The sequence below is a fragment of the Flavobacterium sp. genome, assembly GCF_044371705.1.
Lineage (GTDB): Bacteria > Bacteroidota > Bacteroidia > Flavobacteriales > Flavobacteriaceae > Flavobacterium.
Map to the genome: position 1 here is coordinate 16,258 of NZ_JBILTE010000004.1, position 18,467 is coordinate 34,724.

Below are 18,467 nucleotides of genomic sequence, written 5' to 3' on the forward strand. Positions count from 1 at the left end.
TGCATAATTTAGTTAAAGTTTTAGGTTAAAATTTCACTATCTGTAAAAATAAGTGCTTTTTATAACGTTCCTCTCAATGCTTGTTCACGTTCAATCGATTCAAAAAGGGCTTTAAAGTTACCTGCTCCAAATCCTTTAGCACCCATTCGTTGAATAATTTCAAAAAATAAGGTAGGTCGGTCTTCAAGCGGTTTGGTAAAGATCTGCAACAAATAACCTTCTTCATCAGCATCGATCATGATACCTAATTTTTGAAGTTCGTTAATATCTTCTTTAAATTTAGACATATGGTCTTTCAAACGTTCCGGAATTGCATCGTAATAGGCTTGCGGAGGAGTGCTTAAAAATTCAATTCCTCTGGCTCGCATTTCGGCAACAGTTGCTAGAATATCATCTGTTGCAACTGCAATATGCTGCACGCCAGGACCTTCGTAAAAATCTAAATATTCTTCAATTTGCGATTTTTTCTTTCCTTCGGCCGGTTCGTTGATCGGAAATTTAATTCTTCCGTTACCATTGCTCATTACTTTACTCATCAAGGCGGAGTATTCGGTCGTAATTTGTTTGTCGTCAAATGACAGGAAATTCACAAAACCCATGACGTCTTCGTACCATTTTACCCATGTATTCATTTCGTTCCATCCAACATTTCCAACCATGTGATCAACATATTTTAATCCAACAGCAGTAGGATTGTAACTTGATTTCCATTCCTTATAGCCGGGAAGGAATGTTCCTTTGTAATTTTTTCGTTCTACAAAGATATGAACGGTTTCACCGTAGGTATAAATTCCGGCTCGAACTACTTCGCCGTGTTCATCTTTTTCAACCGTTGGTTCCATGAAAACTCTGGCTCCGCGTTTCGTTGTTTCTTCAAAAGCACTTCGGGCATCTTCCACCCAAAGAGCAATAATTTTAACCCCATCACCATGTTTTTTTACATGTTCACCAATCGGAGAATCACTATTTAACGCCGTGGTTAAAACCAATCGTATTTTATCTTGTTTTAACACATAGGAAGCCCTATCTCTTACACCTGTTTCTAATCCGGCGTAAGCCAATGACTGAAATCCGAAGGCCGTTTTATAAAAATGAGCCGCTTGTTTGGCATTACCTACATAAAATTCTACATAATCTGTTCCTAACAATGGAAGGAAATCTTGAGCTCCTTCAAATATTTTTTCTAATCCGTATTCTACTGATTTAATTTCTTGTGACATAATCTTTCTTTTTATTTATTAAAACAATTACAACCAAGATTGGAAGTATTTATCATCTGCAATTTTCATTGCTTCATCTGTTACCATCAAAGGTTTAAAGGTGTCCACCATTACGGCTAATTCTCGTGTTTCGGTTTTTCCGATGCTTCTTTCATAAGCTCCCGGATGCGGTCCGTGCGGAATTCCCGCAGGATGTAAGGAGATATTGCCCGGTTTTACATCATTTCTACTCATAAAATCGCCATCTACATAATATAGAACCTCATCGCTGTCAATATTACTATGGTTGTATGGAGCTGGAATTGCTAACGGGTGGTAATCGTATAATCGAGGTACAAAAGAACAAACAACAAAGGCATCTGTTTCAAATGTTTGATGTACCGGAGGCGGCTGATGAATTCTACCCGTAATCGGTTCAAAATCGTGAATAGAAAAAGCATAGGGGAAATTATAACCATCATACCCAACCACATCGAAGGGATGAGAGGCATAGACCATTTCAATAATCTCGTCTTTTTTCTTTACTTTAATAACAAAATCACCTAATTCGTCATAGGATTCCAATTCTGTCGGTCGGCGAAGGTCGCGTTCGCAAAAAGGTGAATGTTCTAACAATTGCCCGAACCAATTTCGGTAACGTTTTGGTGTGTAAATGGGTCTTCTTGATTCAACAATAAACAATCGATTATCTTCGGTATCAAAGTCAATTTTGTAGATAATTCCACGTGGCACCAGCAAGTAATCACCATATTTGAAGTCTAAGTTCCCTAAAAACGTACGCAACTTGCCGCTTCCTTTATGGATAAAAATCATTTCATCCGAATCGGTGTTCTTATAAAAATAATCTTGCGTTTTATTTTGCGGAGCGGCCAACGTGATGTGACAATCAGCATTTGTTAAAACAATTTTTCGGCTTTCGAGATAATCTTTCTCTGGTTGTACGTCAAACCCTGCCAATTTATAGGATTGCATATTATTTGGCTTGGCAATCGAAGGAGCTACCGAATATTGTTTTGTAATTTCTTTTACTTGAGTTGGCCGGTGAATGTGGTACATATTTGAATACATTCCGTCAAATCCAACCGTTCCAAAAAGTTGTTCGTAGTACAATTCCCCATCAGGTTTTCGGAATTGGGTATGGCGTTTTGGTGGGATATTCCCGAGTTTGTGATAAAATGGCATACTATTTAAATTAAATAATTAGATAATTTGTCAATGATACTAGCGAGTAGCTACTTGACAACTTTAATAAATTGCTCATTTACAAACTCATTCCGGGTTTCTCTTGATAAGAAACTGAAGATAATCTAATAATCCTTGCCAAAATATAAAAGTCATAGGGTTCCGATTATTTAATTGTTCTTTTTGATGTTAATTCCCACGATGACTCCTAAAGCAAAAGCCAACAAAAAACCAAGAATAAGTGCCATTTTTTAGCGTTTTATTAAATAATAAACAAATATCGGAAAAAATAAAATACAATCAGCGGTTTTAAAACCAAAAACCTACAGATATCCAAGTGAAAGATTCTTTGGCTTCGGGCGACCAACTTTGTTTAACTTCAATGGGGCCAAGGATAGATTCTATACCATAACCTATGGCATATCCGGAAAATGCAGGCTTTTGAAACCATCCATCGTTTACAAAAATGTTATTCCCAATATTGGCAAAATTGGCAGTAAAATTCAGGTGATTCTTTTTAAAAAATTCCACATCAAAGTTTACAGCTGCCATTACATAACTATCACCGGCTAAACTCACAAAATCATAGCCATAAAAATGTCTGAAATAATTAAAAGGTTTGTAACCATAACCCCCTAGTAAAAAGTTTAGTATGGGTATGTTCTGTTCCCCAATAGTAAACCCTCCTTCTGTTTTGACTGTAAAAGCAGTTTTTGGGAAAAAACTATGAACATAAGAACCTTCTGCTTTAAAAATATTGTGTTTAAAAAAAATGTCATCAACTGATGAAGCATACAAAAAAGATTGTGCATCGCCATTAAAACTCCATCCTTTTCTAGGGAAAAATTTATTGTCAAAAGAATCAAATTTTAAATACCCAAACAGACTCATAAAATCACCGTTGTCAAATATATCTGTTGAATTCTGTAACGTTTCCGATTCTATTTTTAGATGCATCAGCTCCAAACCAAAACCGGCACTGAATTTTTGCATGAACAACGTTTGAAAATAAACTTGGTTTACGATATTACTATAATCAACATTTATTGAATTGGTTCCAGCATCGCGTAAAACGTCCCATTCATTAAAATTGGTACTTACGTTTCGATTGAATTGGTAGAGTTTAGCATTTACTCCAAAACTCAAATTATAGCCAATATTTACGTTGTAATCAAAAAAATACCTGAAATGATCTCCCAATGCCAAGTCACCCGAAAAAACATCATTTTTAAATAAGAGTTTTTTCTGAGTTAAATTAACCAGTGCCGCACTTTTAAATAAACCATCGTAGTGCAGTCCGAATTTTAAATAGGTCTTCGTTGGATTTTCTGTTAAAAAAATATTCAAACGATCACCCTCCTCTTCCTTGTCTAAAGTGTAGCTCAGCGAACTAAAATTTTGAGTGGTATTCAAATAATCTATCCCCCGAACCAAATCTGCATAGGTGATTTTACTTCCTGGCTTAAATCTAAGTTTACTAATTACATAGGATTTAGTGTAATTTTCGAGTCCGTCAACTCGAATAGATCGTATATATAAACTGTCTTTTTCAAATTTTGGAAGCACAGTTACTTGTTTTTTGTAATCTGAACTTAAATTTTTCAATTTCTCAAAAACAGAGAAAGCCGCTTCCTCTCCAATCTTAATAATTTCGGGCGTTTTATCAAAAGAAACTACCGAAAAACTGCCAATCTCCGGTTTAATATAAATATCGGTCAGTATTCGCTTATCCTCCATTTTCTTGATCATCTGAAGATTGGAAATTTGAACCAGCAGTTTGGTAGCTTCAGTCAACTGGTCGCGGTCTTTCAATTCATCTTGAACATCTACACCTATAATAATATCAGCCCCCATTCTAATCACCTCATCTACAGGAAAATTATTCAGAACTCCACCGTCAATCAAATACTTTCCTTCAATAATAACCGGCGAATATAACGTTGGCAATGCCCCACTAGCGATTATGGCTTGTGCTAAAAAGCCGTGATCTAAAATAACTTCTTGTCCGGTTTCAATATCTGTAGCAATGCAAATAAACGGAATGGGTAATTTCTTGAAATCTCTTTCGTGGCGGAATTCGTGCGTTAGTCGTGTAATGGAATTATAGTTGTATAAACCCTTGGACAATGACAAAGGAATAGAAACCTTAAATTTATGAAAAGGCAAAGAAACTGCATACCGGTCATTGTATTCTCTTTCGTAGTAATTTTTTGAATTTCGAGGCGTATAATCCTGAATTATCGCATTGTAATCTGCTGCTTTAAAAATACTATCCAACTGCTTTCCGGTATAACCTGCTGCATATAATCCTCCCACAATTGCTCCCATGCTGGTTCCTCCAATATAGTCAATTTTGATTCCGGCTTCGTCAATTACTTTTAGCACACCAATATGGGCTAATCCTTTGGCTCCGCCACCACTCAAAACCAAACCAATTTTTGGTCGCTTAAATTGATTTACAGTATCTTGAGCTTGAAGAAAAGAAGAGAAAAAGAAAACAAAAAAAACAAGTGCGAACCAAACATGGACTGTTTGCTCGCTTTCTTGTTGTTTTAATCTTTTACTACAACTTTTAAAATACAAAATTCTTTATTTATTGATTGATTGGTAAAATTCGTAAATTTTTTTGGCTTTTGAAGTACCTACAACGTCAGAAATTTCGTTTTCTGAGGCTTGCGATAGTCTTTTAACACTTTTGAAGTGTTTTAGTAACGTTATCATAGTTTTTTCACCAATGCCGGGAATCGTTTCCAAAGAAGTCTGCAAAGCCGATTTACTCCGTTTGTCGCGGTGATGTGAAATTCCGAAACGGTGTGCTTCGTTTCTGAGTTGCTGGATGATTTTTAATGTTTCCGACTTTTTATCTAAATACAACGGTACTGAATCGCCGGGATAAAAAAGTTCTTCCAATCGTTTAGCGATACCTATGATTGCAATTTTCCCTCGTAAATTTAATTCGTCCAAGCTTTTTAAAGCGGATGAAAGCTGGCCTTTTCCACCGTCAATAATAATCAATTGCGGCAAGGGTTGATTTTCATCCAACATTCGTTTGTATCTTCGATAAACAACTTCTTCCATAGAAGCAAAATCATCGGGACCTACAACAGTTTTGATGTTGAAATGGCGGTAATCTTTTTTACTGGCTTTTCCATCTTTAAAAACCACACATGCCGCTACAGGATTGGTTCCTTGTATATTTGAATTATCAAAACACTCTATATGTCGAGGTTCTACCGAAAGGCGTAAATCCTTTTGCATTTGAGCCATAATTCGATTGGTATGCCTTTCCGGATCAACAATTTGAATTTGTTTTAATTGTTCCAATCGATGGTATTTTGCATTGCGTTGCGAGAGTTCTAAAATATGTTTTTTATCGCCAAGTTGTGGAACCGTAACTTTAATCTTGTCACCGAAATCTAATTCGAAAGGCAAAATCAATTCTTTAGAAGTAAGCTGGAATCGTTCACGTAATTCAACAACCGCCAGTTCGAGCAATTCCTCGTCGGTTTCATCCAATTTCTTTTTGAGTTCCAATGTATACGAACGAATAATGGCTCCATGCGAAATTTGAAGAAAATTAACATACGCCATCGTTTCATCGGAAATAATTGAGAAAACATCCACATTGGAAATCTTCGGATTCAAAATGGTTGATTTCGCTTGATAATTTTCTAGGACCTCGATTTTTTCTTTGATTTTCTGGGCTTCTTCAAAGTTCATAGCTGCAGCTAATTCATTCATTTTTACTTTAAAGCTTTTCAAACTGTCTTTAAAGTTTCCTTTGAGAATTTGACGGATGGCTTCTACATGGTTTTGATAATTTTCCAGTAATTCATAGCCTTCACAAGGTCCTTTACAGTTGCCGATGTGGTATTCTAAACAAACTTTATACTTTCCGCTTGTAATGTTGACTTCATTTAAATCGTAATTACAGGTTCGCAACGGATACAATTCTTTGATTAAATCCATTAAAATGTGTACCGTTTTGAAATTGGTATAAGGTCCGTAATATTCCGAACCGTCTTTAATCATTTTTCGAGTGGGAAAAATTCGCGAAAACGGTTCTCTTTTGATGCAAATCCACGGGTAGGTTTTATCGTCTTTTAAGTTGATGTTATATCGAGGTTGGAGCTTTTTGATTAAATTATTTTCCAGCAACAATGCGTCTTGTTCCGAAGTAACAACTATGTGTTTAATCTCGATAATTTTTTTAACTAAAACAGCGGTTTTATAGTTATCGTGTGATTTAGTAAAGTAGGAAGTAACCCGTTTTTTTAAGTTTTTTGCTTTTCCAACGTACAAAATTTTTCCTTCTTTGTCATAATACTGATACACTCCCGGACTGTCGGGAAGCGTTTGCAGTTGAAGTTCTAAAGTAGGAATGCTCATAGTTATTGCGGGGCACGAAGCTATCTCATGCGGATTATGGTTTAGTAATTAACTCTACTGTTGCAAAAATTAGCCACTGATTCACTGATTAATTTCTAAACAAAATTAACTTTAAAAAACACAGCAAACAAATAGCGATTTCCTTTAACCCAAATTACGCATTAGACTTCTATTACAAACTAAAACTACTTCAAAAATAAGCACTTACTCCTTTTTGAAATCTTAAAATAGTAATCTATTCCAAAATTTAAAAAAGTCCGTGAGTACTTATTTTTATTGTATTTTTAGCTTTCATAACGAAGTCTAATGCGTAATTTGGGTTTAACTTTTCTACATTTACCAAATGAATAAAAAAGATGTGCGCAAAAAATACAAAGAATTAAGAGGTCAACTTTCTGCTAATGAATTGGAAGAATTGAGTTTGGCCATTGCCAATCAGCTTTTACAAATGGCTATTTGGCAAAAAACATATTATCATTTATTTCTTCCGATTGAAAAACAAAAGGAAATCAATACAGAATATATTTTACAAATTCTAGCCGGAAAAGACAAAGAAATTGTGGTGTCAAAAAGTGATTTTGAATCCGGTTTGATGACCCATTTTCTATTAACCGACAACACCAAAATTAGTCCCAACTTCTATGGGATTCCTGAACCGATTGATGGTTTGGAAGTACCTGTTTCAAAAATTGATGTGGTTTTTGTGCCGCTTTTGGCTTTTGATAAAAAAGGTCATCGCGTGGGCTACGGCAAAGGTTTTTACGATCGCTTTTTATCGGATTGCAGACCGGAAACCCTCAAAATTGGTTTGTCTTTTTTTGAAGCAGAGGAATCTATTGAAGATATTTTAATCTCAGATATTTGTTTGAATTTTTGTGTAACACCCAAAAAAATAATTGCTTTTTAAGCCTCCAAAACGTTTGTTTCTTCTTTTGTTGAAGGTCCAAAAGCTTTTTTATTGAAAACTATTAAAATGCCAACTCCGGTTGAAATAGCCATATCGGCAATATTGAATATAGCATTAAAAAAAGTAAAATGCTTTCCACCCCAAATAGGTAACCATTCCGGAAGATTGCCACTCCAAAAAGGGAAATACAACATATCAACCACTTTTCCGTGAAATAAAGTCCCATATGGATTCTCGGCAAATAAAGTGGCGGGTGCGTGATAACTGTCGTTAAAAATAACACCATAAAACACACTGTCAATAATGTTTCCGGCAGCTCCGGCAAAAATTAAAGAGATGGCAACAATCAAATACTTTGAACCGTTGGCTTTTACTGAAGTCCACAACCAATAAGCGATTCCAAAAACTGCAAAAATTCTAAAAACTGTTAAAAACAATTTTCCGTATTCTCCCGGAATTACTGTCCCCCAAGCCATTCCTTCGTTTTCAATCAACATGATACGAAACCATTCGGCTACTTTAATTTCACCTACATCCCCATAAACAAAATTTGTTTTAATATAGATTTTTGAGATTTGATCAATTACTAAAATTAAAAAGATGAGTAGCGTTGCTTTCTTTAATGACATGGAAAAAAATTTATCGTGCAAAAATAGCAATATTATCAAACAAATCGTTATGCATAAGTAGATTAGAACACATTTATATTTATTTTAACTATACAAGCAACCTATTTAATTTTTTACATCTAGATAACATAAAATAATGCGAATCGTAGTATCTTTGTTTAACCTAACCTATTTATAATGAAAACAATAAAACTTGTAGTACTGACACTTTTTATAGGACTCGTTGCTGCGTGTTCCTCTTCCGATGATACGGAACAAGCACTTTTTGCGGTTCCTGAAATTAAATCATTAGCTGAACTTCGAAGCAATATTACTGTTGAATCAGCTCAACCTACCAATTCTGATGGTAAAATATATGTGACGCAGAATTATTTATTTTACATCGCACAAGAATCAGGGATTCATATTTTCAACAATACTAACCCTGCAAATCCGCAAAATATTGCTTTTATCAATTTAGAAGGCGTTCATGATATCGCTGTCAAAGGCAATTATTTGTATGCCGACAATTTTATCGATTTGGTTGTTTTTGATATTTCAAACATAAACGCTATTTCTGTAGTTCAAACGGTTGAAAATGCCTTTGAATTTTACCCTACCTATCCTGAAGAAGCTGAATTTTATGATTTCACACAGTATCCGGGTGAAAACGAACTAATTGTAGGTTATCGTCTAGAGTCACGAAACCGTCCTTCGGAACAGCTAATTATGACAATGGAAGATGCCTTGGCAAGTTTTGATAGTGGTTCAAATTATGTTGGTAACGGTGGTTCCTTTGCCAAGTTTCAAATTAATAACAACGCACTTTATGCCGTTGAAAATTTTGAATTGAACGTATTTGACATCACCAATCCGGTTGAAGCTTCGTTTGACAAAGCGGTTTATATGAATACTTGGTTAGGTGGAGGTATGTTTGAAACGCTTTTTAAGCAAAAAGAATTTTTATTTATTGGTGCTACCAATGGCATGTATATTATCAATGCCGAAGATGAATTTAACCCGTATTTTGTTTCTGGTTTTTCACATGCAACGGCTTGCGATCCGGTGGTGGTTCATGAAAACACAGCCTATATAACGGTTAGAGGCGGTTCTACTTGTGGGGCGATTCAAGACCAAGTGAATGTGATTGATATTACTGATATTTCAAACCCCACATTATTATCCACTTATTTTCTGAGTCAGCCGTATGGTTTGGGTATTCGAAATGACATTTTATATGTTTGTGCCAATGGAAAACTGAACATTTTTGACGCTGCAACCAATACACTCGTTTTAGAAAACAGCATCACCGAAGAATTGAAAGATGTGATTGCGTTAGACACGCATTTAATAGCCGTTGGTTTGAATAAAATTATTCAGTATCAATATGGAGCTGATTTTACGTTGACGCCTATTAGTACGGTTAGTTTTTAATGCAAAGACTCTAAACAGAAAAAGAATAAAACACAAAAAGCCTCGCAATTTGCGAGGCTTTCCTTGTATAAAAATCTATCGTTGTAAATTTTTAGCTTCAATGCTCATGGTTGCATGAGGAACCAGTTTTAAACGCTCCTTAGAGATTAATTTCCCGGTTACTTTGCATACGCCGTAGGTTTTATTTTCTACTCTAAATAGGGCGTTTTTTAAATCTCTGATAAATTTCTCTTGGCGGATAGCCAACTGCGAGTTTGCTTCTTTCGACATGGTTTCGCTGCCTTCTTCAAATGCTTTAAACGTTGGCGACGTATCGTCTGTACCGTTATTTAAATCATTCATATACGCACTTTTTATCAAGTCTAAGTCATTTTGAGCCTTTTCAATTTTTTTCAGGATAATTTCCTTGAATTCGGCTAAATCAGCTTCTGAAAATCGTACTACTTCATCTGTCATAACTAATTATTTTGTGATTACTATTTGGGTTTTTATTTCGTCAAACTCAATTTCTGTACCATTTTGTATTTGATCCATGAAAATAAGCTGTTCTGTTAAGGTTTCTGATTTTATATAATCTTCGTTTGCGAGGATTGCTTCTTCCAGCATACCGTTCTTTTCAATTTGTACTTTTATTTTGTCGGTCACTTCAAAACCGCTGTCTTTACGAATGTTTTGAATTCTATTGACCAACTCTCTTGCAATTCCTTCTTTTCTTAATTCTTCCGTAATTGTGATGTCTAAAGCAACCGTAATTCCGTTTGCATTTGCTACCAACCACCCCGGAATATCTTGTGAAGAAATCTCTACATCGTCCAATGCTAAAGTTATACTTTTTCCGTTAATCACAATATCCAGACTGCCTTTGCTGTCTAATTCGTTGATTTGCTCATGTCCAAAGGATTGTATCTCTTTGGAAATCAAACCCATATCTTTACCAAAACGAGGGCCTAATGCTTTGAAATTAGGCTTAATTTGCTTCACCAATACACCCGAAGCATCGTCTAATAATTCAATTTCTTTGACGTTTACTTCTGCTTTTATCAGGTCGGAAACCGCCTCAATTTCAAGTCGTTGATTTGCGTCAAGTACAGGAATCATAACCTTTTGCAACGGTTGACGTACTTTAATCATTTCCTTTTTTCGCAGGGATAAAACGAGTGACGAAACGGTCTGTGCTTTCATCATTTTGCTCTCCAACGATTTATCAACATATTTTTCAACATATTTAGGGAAATCGGCCAAATGTACACTATCAAATTTTTCCGAATGTGTTGCTTGCGTTAAATCTTTGTAAAGTTGATCCATAAAGAACGGAGCAATTGGAGCCGCTAGCTTTGTTACGGTAATCAAACACGTATACAAGGTTTGATACGCTGCTATTTTATCGGTTCCGTAATCGCCTTTCCAGAATCTTCTTCGACACAAACGCACATACCAATTACTCAAATTTTCCTGAACAAACTCTGAAATTTCACGAGCCGCTTTCGTCGGTTCGTAATCTTCGTAATAACTTTCCACATTTTTGATTAATGTATTCAATTCGGAAAGAATCCAACGGTCAATTTCAGGTCGGTCTTGCAATGGAACCTCAGCTTCTTCATACTTGAATTCATCAATGTTGGCATACAACGCAAAGAACGAATAGGTATTGTAAAGTGTTCCGAAGAATTTTCTCCGTACCTCAGCCACTCCTTCAATGTCAAATTTCAAATTATCCCATGGATTGGCATTCGAAATCATGTACCAACGAGTCGCATCCGGACCATATTCTGCCAATGTTTTAAACGGATCGACTGCATTGCCCAAACGTTTCGACATTTTTTGTCCGTTTTTGTCCAAAACCAATCCATTTGAAACTACGTTTTTATAGGCAATTTTATCAAATACTAAAGTACTGATGGCATGTAAGGTATAAAACCAACCACGGGTTTGATCAACTCCTTCTGCTATAAAATCGGCAGGGAAATCTTTGTTTTCATCAATTTTATCTTTGTTTTCAAACGGATAATGCCATTGAGCATAAGGCATGGCTCCCGAATCAAACCAAACGTCAATTAAATCCGCTTCCCGTTTCATGGGTTTTCCTGAGGGAGAAACTAAGACGATTTCATCCACAACATTTTTGTGTAAATCAACCAAATCGTAATTTTCATCACTCATGTTTCCAATTTCAAAACCTTTAAATGGGTTTTCCTTTTGGAAACCTGCTTTGATTGATTGTTCAATTGATTGGTACAATTCTTCTAGTGAACCGATTAGAACTTCTTCTGTGCCATCTTCTGTTCGCCAGATAGGCAAAGGGATTCCCCAATATCTTGAACGCGACAAATTCCAATCGTTGGCATTTTTTAACCAGTTACCAAAACGCCCTTCACCAGTTGCTTTTGGCTTCCAATTGATGGTGTCGTTCAAGTCGAACATTCGGTCTTTGATTTCGGTTACTTTGATGAACCAAGAATCTAACGGATAATACAAAATTGGTTTGTCTGTTCTCCAACAATGTGGGTAACTGTGCACATATTTTTCAACTTTGAACGCTTTGTTTTCTTCTTTTAAACGAATAGCCAGTTCAACATCTACCGATTTTTCCGGAGCTTCACCTTCGTTGTAGTATTCATTTTTAACATATTTGCCTGATAATTCAGCTAAACCTTCAATAAATCTACCTTGTAAATCGACCAAAGGCACCAAATTATCATTGGCATCTTTCACTAACATTGGTGGTACTTCCGGAGTTGCTTCTTTAGCAACTTTGGCATCATCTGCACCAAAAGTTGGAGCGGTATGAACAATTCCTGTTCCATCTTCAGTAGTTACAAAATCACCCGCAATTACTCGGAACGCATTTTCAGGATTTTGATACGGCAACACATAAGGCAACAATTGTTCGTAACGAATGCCGACTAAGTCAGCTCCCTTGCATTCAGCAAGGATTTGATAGGGGATTTTTTTATCATCTGCTTTGTAATTGAAAAAATCACCGTCATTTTCAGCTACAAAGTATTTCCCCGCAAACTGTTTCCCAACTAAATTTTTTGCCAAAACAACATTGATCGGCTCAAACGTGTATTGGTTAAACGTTTTTACTAAAACATAGTCAATTTTAGGTCCAACGGTCAACGCCGTGTTACTTGGCAATGTCCAAGGTGTGGTTGTCCAAGCTAAAATATGAATATCACCGAAACCTTTTAAAAAACTTGGCAAAGTCTCCGGTTTTGTTTTGAATTGAGCAACAACCGTTGTGTCGGTTACATCTCTGTAACTACCCGGTTGATTCACTTCATGAGAAGACAATCCTGTTCCAGCTTTTGGTGAATACGGTTGAATCGTGTAGCCTTTATATAATAAATCTTTGTTATAAATCTGTTTGAGCAACCACCAAACCGATTCCATATATTTGGATTTATAGGTCACATACGGATGTTCCATATCTACCCAATATCCCATTTTTTCGGTTAAATCGTTCCAAACGTCCGTATAACGCATAACAGTGCGTTTACAAGCTTCGTTGTATTCCTCAATGGTGATTTTTACACCAATGTCTTCTTTGGTAATTCCCAATTCTTTTTCTGTCCCTAATTCTACAGGCAGACCATGGGTGTCCCAACCTGCTTTTCGTTTAACTTGAAAGCCTTGTTGGGTTTTATAGCGACAAAAAATATCTTTAATCGTACGTGCCATTACGTGGTGAATTCCCGGAAGTCCGTTTGCCGAAGGAGGTCCTTCAAAAAACACGTAAGGTGTATTTCCTTCGCGAGTGGTTACACTTTTATCAAAAATATTCTCTTTTTTCCAAAAATCAAGTACCTCTGAAGCAACAGTAGGCAGGTCTAATCCTTTGTATTCTCTGAATTTTGTGCTCATTGTATCGTACGTAAAAAAATCAATTTGCGAAAGTAATGAATTTTGAATTATTTGACGATGAATAATGATTTTTTAGTTTTTTCAACTCCGACAGAGTTTGGAACTCTGTCGGAGTTATAATTGATTTTATGCAAAAACCTCTTTTAAAACATCCACCGATTTGGGACGTTTGAAGCCATCGAGATGAATGGCATAATAGTCTAACAGAAACTTTAAAAGAACTTGCCGTTCACTAACCGAAAAAGCTTTTTGTGTATGATCAAATTTGAGTTGCAGTAACTTTTTTAGAAGACTTGTTTCGTTTTCAGAGAGACAACTGATCCCTTGAAAAGGGGTAAAAACACCTTCGATGATTTCAAAAAAGTTAAAATTTTCTTCGGTTAGATTGGGATAGAATCCGAGAAATTTTGTAAATTCCAAAAGGAAAACTAAATGGAAATTAGCCACCTCGCTATGTGCATCCAACCAAAGAAATGCGGTTTCAAGAAAATTGAAAAGACGTTCGTTTTTTTCTTCTTCTTGAATACTGTGGTGCAGTATTTCTGAAAGGAACATGGCAATGGTGCTTTTTACAACATCGGTGCTAATCGTTTGGTAGACGTGACCCATTCGGAGTTCTTTAAAGTACTCTAATGTACCTTTGTTTTTGTGCGTTGCTTCTATTTCAAGGATATTCAAAGGTTGAAAGTATCCTACTTTTTGCTGACTTTTTTTGGAAGAAAAAGCATTGGCAACAAAATAACTTTTTAAACCATCTGATAAGGTAAAACATTTAACAATCAAACTTTTGTCTTGATATTTTAAGGTTGCAATAACGATTGCTTTGGTTTTGACCTGCATGTTTGATTGGATTTTTATCTTTTGTGATTAACGAATAATCATCACTTTAGACACTTTTGTTTCGGTGGCATCCTCAGAAGTTATAAAAATCATATACACACCGGAAGCCACTTTGTATTTCCCGAAGGCGGTCGTATCCCACTCGATGGTTCCTCCCGCTGAAATTTGTTCAAAAACCAAATTCCCCGATATATCGGTGATTTTTACATTTGCCTTATCTAATAATCCGGTTATTTTTACGGTTCCTGTAAATCCGGGTCGAACGGGATTCGGATAAACTATTACATTATTTAAATTATCGTTTCCTTTTGTTGAAGTGCCTTTAAACGAAACCATTCCCTTGTCTGTAGCAAAAAATACTTCTCCTGTTTTTCCATTTATAGCGATATCATTAATGAAATTACTTGGTAAAGGTGAATTGTTTACTGTAAAACGTTGTAGCGTTTCCTGTCCGTTCGGAGAAAGCAAAAAGACCCCTGCGTCGGCCGTTCCAATCCATTTGTTGTTGGCACCGTCAACAGCAATATCGGTGATGAACTGATTTGCAAGAAGTTCTTGTGGCAAATCATCCTCTACAAAAATGATTGGTCTGGAAACTAAATCTTCTGGAGAATTAAATTGATTAACATTTGACAGTACACGCAATCCACCAACAGAACCAATCCACAATTGATTTCTATTATCTATTGCAATTGCTCGGGTATCGGTGAAAGGATAACCCTCATCATCTTGGGTTTTCACTTTTTTAAATTGTGGGTTGCTGTTTTCATTGAACCCAAAAGCTCCTTCGCGATTAGATACAAACCATTTGGTGTTGTTTCTGTCAATCACCATTCGTCCATAACTTAAAACCAATGCATTATCTGCCACTATTTCAATTGAATACGATTGCCATTGACCATTGGTACGCAATACTTTCATTGCATTATTGATGAACGAATTGGTAAACCAAACATTCCCGTTTCGATCAAATGCCGAACCATTCATTCGTATATCAATATAGGCGGGATTTCCGGGTAATGCTAATGTTTCCGGCCCGTTTGGTGTGGTATGATTGTAAAGAGTTACAGGCACATCGTTTTCTAATTTTAAAACACCCGAAAAATAGGAGCTAAAATAGGTCTGATTTTCATTATTGGGGTTAATTACAGCTCTAACTATTGATTTGGCCTCAAGCAAATCTTCATAGGGAATATTTAACCAGCTACCTTCAGAATACTTACTCACACCGAGCTCATCTAAAGGATAGGGATTGTAAGCTTCCGAATAATCTCCATAAACAGCCCATAAAAAATCGCCTGATGGAGCCGTTTGAATTGAAAATATATTATTGAAAAAAGGGCCATTAGGCAAAATAATTTGGAGGTTATTTGGCTGATTTAAAGGAACTTCTACTAATCCGTTTTCTGATGTACCAATATACAAAGCGTCATTTAAAAAACTCACAGCTGTGAAAACACTATCAAAATCCGGAATTTGACTAGTTGTAAGTTGTAAAATCGGAGCAAAATCCGAATTCAAAACGGTTGCTGTTGTTGCCGTACAAGTAACTAAATAATCTCCCTTTGCTCGCATATCAACCCAAGTTGCGTTCAAATTATAAACTTCAATGAATGAAGTTCCGGTATATCTATAAATTCGATTGTTATTATTTAAAACAATTATTTCGTCGTTAAAAGTGGCAATTTTTTTCCAAAAATCCGGATTGACCATATTCCAAAGATTGAAATCAATCAAATTTGGGTTGTTTAAATCGGCACTTTTTAAACCATTTAATAAAGTCACTGCATAAATTGTATTGTTGAGAACGGATGTTTGCAGCACACTCACTTGCTGACCGCCCGGTCCGATAAAATAAGTATCCCCAAACAGATTTTGGTTCAAATCGTATACGACTATGCCAAATTCACACGAAATATATAGTTTGTTGTTATGTTCGTAAAAATGATTAATGCGTTTAATATTTGGCGGGATACCTCCTTTGTTGATAATATCTACAACTTTAGCTACAGATTTGTCCGCCTCGTTTACGATATTAATCAATCCATTTTCATAACCTACAAACGTTTTATTTGCGGAGGTGCTGTAATAAAAAGTTGTGATAGTTGAACCTGATAAGCCGTCAACAGTATTATATGTAGTGATATCATTTGTTGTAATGCTTTTAGAAAAAAAAGAGTTTTCAGCTGCTGCAACTATCTTTGTATTTGATTCGGTTAAATCGCTGATCTGAGCGTATGAGAAATAACCTCCCCAAAGATTCGTACTTTGAGAAAATGAATTACAATACGATCCAATTAAAAAACAAAAACTAACAATTCTCTTCATAAATAATTTTATTGCCAACAAATATAGAACAAAACGAAAATAATCTAATTTTCATATGTCGTTTATTGTTGAATTGTAAAGGTCAAAATTGGAAGTCATTCCCTTAGAAAAACTAAAACTAAATGCTTCATTTATATACTGTTCAAAAAAAAAGCTGCCAGAAATGACAGCTTTTAGAAAATTTTAAACTAGTGATTAAACAACCCCTTGAGCAAGCATTGCGTCGGCAACTTTAACAAAACCGGCAATATTTGCACCTCTCACATAATCAATGTATCCAGAAGCATCCGAACCATATTTTACACATGAAGCGTGAATATCTAACATAATTCTTTTTAAACGATCATCTACTTCTTCTGAAGTCCAGCTTAAACGCAACGAGTTTTGTGACATTTCAAGGCCTGAAGTTGCAACTCCACCTGCATTAGATGCTTTTCCTGGAGCAAAAAGAATTTTTGCATGTTGGAATACTTCGATTGCTTCCGGTGTAGAAGGCATATTTGCTCCTTCCGATACACAAGTACATCCGCTAGCAATCAATGCTTTCGCTTCTGATTCGTTTAATTCATTTTGAGTTGCACATGGCAGTGCGATGTCGCATTTCACTTCCCATGGGCGTTTTCCTTCAACAAATTTTGCAGTAGGATACTTTTTCACGTAGTCACCGATTCTTCCACGTAATTCATTTTTGATATACATCACATGAGCCAATCTCTCGGCATCAATTCCATCTGCATCATAAATATATCCCGAAGAATCTGAGAGAGTTACTACTTTTCCACCAAGTTCAGTAGCTTTTTCACACGCGTACTGAGCTACGTTTCCAGAACCAGAAACCGTAACAATTTTTCCTGTAAAGCTTTCACCTTTGGTTTTTAACATACTTTGAGCAAAGTACACGTTTCCGTAACCTGTCGCTTCCGGACGAATTAATGACCCTCCGAAAGAAATTCCTTTACCTGTTAAAACTCCTGTAAATTCATTTCTTAAACGCTTGTATTGTCCGAACATATATCCAACTTCTCTTCCTCCAACACCAATATCTCCGGCAGGAACGTCGGTATCTGCACCAATATGCTTCGAAAGCTCTGTCATAAAACTTTGACAGAATTTCATGATTTCATTATCTGATTTACCTTTTGGATCAAAATCTGAACCACCTTTCCCACCACCCATTGGCAATGTAGTTAAGCTGTTTTTGAATGTTTGCTCAAAAGCCAAAAACTTCAAAATACTCAAATTTACAGAAGGGTGAAAACGAATTCCTCCCTTATATGGTCCAATTGCAGAGTTCATTTGAATTCTGTAACCACGGTTAACTTGTGTATATCCGGCATCATCAATCCAAGTAACTCTAAACATAATTACTCGTTCCGGTTCAACCATACGCTCCAAAAGCATTTTATTTTGGTATTTTGTATTTTTTTCGATAAAAGGAATTACTGTTTCTGCAACTTCTTTTACTGCCTGCATAAACTCAGGCTCATTGGGATTCTTTTTAGCTACTGCCTCAACAAAAGAGCGAATACTTTCTGTCATGATTATTAGATTATTAACATTTATGAAAACGTTTTCGTTTGATGGCACAAATATACATTATATCTAAAATAAAGGAATTTTTTTTTTAGAATAGATTCAATGATTTACCTATTTTGTACTAAAAATGTAATAAAAGTAACTTTAATTAACCATTTT

Annotated in this window: 12 protein-coding genes; 2 read left to right on the forward strand and 10 right to left on the reverse strand. The window is 35.8% G+C overall.

What is annotated here, in order from left to right:
- Positions 1 to 59 precede the first annotated feature (59 nt).
- From hppD to uvrC, 4 genes are all read right to left on the reverse strand, one after another.
- Positions 60 to 1,220: a 4-hydroxyphenylpyruvate dioxygenase gene (hppD, locus tag ACIQ2S_RS00695; protein WP_396172131.1), complete on the reverse strand. Its 1,161-nt coding sequence runs from the start codon at positions 1,218 to 1,220 to the stop codon at positions 60 to 62.
- A gap of 27 nt (positions 1,221 to 1,247) precedes the next feature.
- Positions 1,248 to 2,402, reverse strand: coding sequence for a homogentisate 1,2-dioxygenase (locus tag ACIQ2S_RS00700; RefSeq protein WP_396172132.1), 1,155 nt, complete (start codon positions 2,400 to 2,402; stop codon positions 1,248 to 1,250).
- A 309-nt stretch (positions 2,403 to 2,711) separates the two neighbouring features.
- Positions 2,712 to 4,985 carry a patatin-like phospholipase family protein gene (locus ACIQ2S_RS00705; protein WP_396172133.1) on the reverse strand — a complete coding sequence of 758 codons (2,274 nt, stop codon included), beginning with the start codon at positions 4,983 to 4,985 and terminating at the stop codon, positions 2,712 to 2,714.
- A gap of 6 nt (positions 4,986 to 4,991) precedes the next feature.
- A complete protein-coding gene (uvrC, locus tag ACIQ2S_RS00710) occupies positions 4,992 to 6,791 on the reverse strand; it encodes an excinuclease ABC subunit UvrC (RefSeq protein WP_396172134.1) in 1,800 nt (599 codons plus the stop codon).
- 343 nt (positions 6,792 to 7,134) lie between these two features.
- Between uvrC and ACIQ2S_RS00715 the strand changes: the two genes are divergently transcribed.
- Positions 7,135 to 7,698, forward strand: coding sequence for a 5-formyltetrahydrofolate cyclo-ligase (locus ACIQ2S_RS00715; RefSeq protein ID WP_396172135.1), 564 nt, complete (start codon positions 7,135 to 7,137; stop codon positions 7,696 to 7,698).
- Here ACIQ2S_RS00715 and ACIQ2S_RS00720 read toward each other — a convergent pair.
- Positions 7,695 to 8,327 carry a lipoprotein signal peptidase gene (locus tag ACIQ2S_RS00720; protein WP_396172136.1) on the reverse strand — a complete coding sequence of 211 codons (633 nt, stop codon included), beginning with the start codon at positions 8,325 to 8,327 and terminating at the stop codon, positions 7,695 to 7,697. The genes ACIQ2S_RS00715 and ACIQ2S_RS00720 overlap by 4 nt on opposite strands.
- 177 nt (positions 8,328 to 8,504) lie before the next feature.
- Between ACIQ2S_RS00720 and ACIQ2S_RS00725 the strand changes: the two genes are divergently transcribed.
- The gene (locus ACIQ2S_RS00725) at positions 8,505 to 9,740 is read left to right on the forward strand and encodes an LVIVD repeat-containing protein (protein ID WP_396172138.1); all 1,236 of its coding nucleotides are present in this window, start codon (positions 8,505 to 8,507) and stop codon (positions 9,738 to 9,740) included.
- A gap of 75 nt (positions 9,741 to 9,815) precedes the next feature.
- Here ACIQ2S_RS00725 and ACIQ2S_RS00730 read toward each other — a convergent pair whose 3' ends face one another.
- The 5 genes from ACIQ2S_RS00730 to gdhA form a co-directional block, all read right to left on the reverse strand.
- Positions 9,816 to 10,196, reverse strand: coding sequence for a TraR/DksA family transcriptional regulator (locus tag ACIQ2S_RS00730; protein ID WP_396172140.1), 381 nt, complete (start codon positions 10,194 to 10,196; stop codon positions 9,816 to 9,818).
- A 6-nt stretch (positions 10,197 to 10,202) separates the two neighbouring features.
- A complete protein-coding gene (gene ileS, locus ACIQ2S_RS00735) occupies positions 10,203 to 13,604 on the reverse strand; it encodes an isoleucine--tRNA ligase (protein ID WP_396172142.1) in 3,402 nt (1,133 codons plus the stop codon).
- Between the two features lie 126 nt (positions 13,605 to 13,730).
- Complete coding sequence (gene recO, locus ACIQ2S_RS00740; protein WP_396172144.1) at positions 13,731 to 14,444, reverse strand: DNA repair protein RecO; 714 nt, start codon at positions 14,442 to 14,444, stop codon at positions 13,731 to 13,733.
- A gap of 27 nt (positions 14,445 to 14,471) precedes the next feature.
- Positions 14,472 to 16,772, reverse strand: a complete 2,301-nt coding sequence (locus ACIQ2S_RS00745) for a T9SS type A sorting domain-containing protein (RefSeq protein ID WP_396172145.1) — start codon at positions 16,770 to 16,772, stop codon at positions 14,472 to 14,474.
- A gap of 195 nt (positions 16,773 to 16,967) precedes the next feature.
- On the reverse strand, positions 16,968 to 18,311 hold the full coding sequence (gdhA, locus tag ACIQ2S_RS00750; protein WP_396172146.1) for an NADP-specific glutamate dehydrogenase: 1,344 nt from the start codon (positions 18,309 to 18,311) through the stop codon (positions 16,968 to 16,970).
- Positions 18,312 to 18,467 lie beyond the last annotated feature (156 nt).

Excerpts from the sequence above, each read along its gene's own strand:
- ileS (WP_396172142.1), bottom strand. The coding sequence starts at position 13,604 with ATGAGCACAAAATTCAGAGAATACAAAGGATTAGACCTGCCTACTGTT.
- ACIQ2S_RS00720 (WP_396172136.1), bottom strand. The coding sequence starts at position 8,327 with ATGTCATTAAAGAAAGCAACGCTACTCATCTTTTTAATTTTAGTAATT.
- ACIQ2S_RS00725 (WP_396172138.1), top strand. The coding sequence starts at position 8,505 with ATGAAAACAATAAAACTTGTAGTACTGACACTTTTTATAGGACTCGTT.
- gdhA (WP_396172146.1), bottom strand. The coding sequence starts at position 18,311 with ATGACAGAAAGTATTCGCTCTTTTGTTGAGGCAGTAGCTAAAAAGAAT.
- ACIQ2S_RS00700 (WP_396172132.1), bottom strand. The coding sequence starts at position 2,402 with ATGCCATTTTATCACAAACTCGGGAATATCCCACCAAAACGCCATACC.
- ACIQ2S_RS00745 (WP_396172145.1), bottom strand. The coding sequence starts at position 16,772 with ATGAAGAGAATTGTTAGTTTTTGTTTTTTAATTGGATCGTATTGTAAT.
- ACIQ2S_RS00730 (WP_396172140.1), bottom strand. The coding sequence starts at position 10,196 with ATGACAGATGAAGTAGTACGATTTTCAGAAGCTGATTTAGCCGAATTC.
- ACIQ2S_RS00715 (WP_396172135.1), top strand. The coding sequence starts at position 7,135 with ATGAATAAAAAAGATGTGCGCAAAAAATACAAAGAATTAAGAGGTCAA.
- recO (WP_396172144.1), bottom strand. The coding sequence starts at position 14,444 with ATGCAGGTCAAAACCAAAGCAATCGTTATTGCAACCTTAAAATATCAA.
- hppD (WP_396172131.1), bottom strand. The coding sequence starts at position 1,220 with ATGTCACAAGAAATTAAATCAGTAGAATACGGATTAGAAAAAATATTT.
- uvrC (WP_396172134.1), bottom strand. The coding sequence starts at position 6,791 with ATGAGCATTCCTACTTTAGAACTTCAACTGCAAACGCTTCCCGACAGT.